We start from the raw sequence: 974 nt of genomic DNA on the forward strand, positions 1-974 counted from the left end.
ACGTTGCACGGCGTGGTGGTGCGTCGCGCCTATGCGGCCGAGCATCCCGAGGTGCTCGACGCCTTCCTGCAGGCCCAACTCGACGCCACCGACTTCCTCAACACCAAGCCGCTGGAGGCCGCCCGCATCGTGGCCGAGGGCAGCGGCCTGCCGCAGGAGGTCGTCTACCTGTACAACGGCCCGGGCGGCACATCGTTCGACACCACGCTCAAGCCTTCGTTGATCGACGCGCTCAAAGGCGATGTGCCGTACCTGAAGTCGATCGACAACTTCGCCGATCTGGACGTGGCCGGTTTTGTGCAGGATGCGCCGTTGCGGGCCGCGTTCGCCGCGCGCGGGCAGGACTACGACAAGGCGCTGCGCTCGCAGACGAATCCTTCGGCGCTGAGCGGTACCGACCCGGTGTGCCAGCGGGCCGTCGACAACCCGGCGACCGCCGGTGAACTCTGGCTCGACGGGGCCGATACCACCACGGCCGCGGCCACTCCGGCATGCCTGCTCAAGGCGATCCGACGGGCCGAAAGCGAGGGCAAGAAGGTCCGGGCCGCGTACGTGACCGACGCCGAGCTGGGCACCCGGTGGTTCGCGGACAAGTCGGTCTGGGTCCGCGTCCCGGCCCACGGCGCCGAGGACTACCTGCCGTTCGGCACCCAGGCCGGGGCCGAACGCTACGTGGCGGCCCACCCCGGCAGTGTGGTGGTCGACTACCGGCAAGCCTTGGCAGGTGCGGTATGACGACCACCGACAGCGCGCCGGCAACGGTCGCCGACCGACCGGCATCCCCGGCCGCGCCCCGACGTCGTGCCCCGTCGGTCTGGCCTCGTCGTCTGGTGCGGCTGGCGTCGGTCGTCGGCGCCGTCGTGCTGTGGCAGGTGCTGACCGCCAACGACGTTCGGCTGGGCCTGCAGGAAGGCGTCGAGCACCTCGGGATGCTCGGCCGCATAGGCGCGACGCACCACCACGCCGTGCAACGT

Annotated in this window: 2 pseudogenes; both read left to right on the plus strand. The window is 70.6% G+C overall.

The annotated features are described in order from the left end of the window. Positions 1–735: pseudogene (locus A5699_RS29540) on the plus strand (ABC transporter substrate-binding protein); the annotation flags it as partial. Then, positions 732–974: pseudogene (locus A5699_RS09720) on the plus strand (hypothetical protein); the annotation flags it as partial. The pseudogenes A5699_RS29540 and A5699_RS09720, both read left to right, overlap by 4 nt.

The sequence above is a fragment of the Mycobacterium sp. E802 genome (genome assembly GCF_001666875.1).
GTDB lineage: Bacteria > Actinomycetota > Actinomycetes > Mycobacteriales > Mycobacteriaceae > Mycobacterium.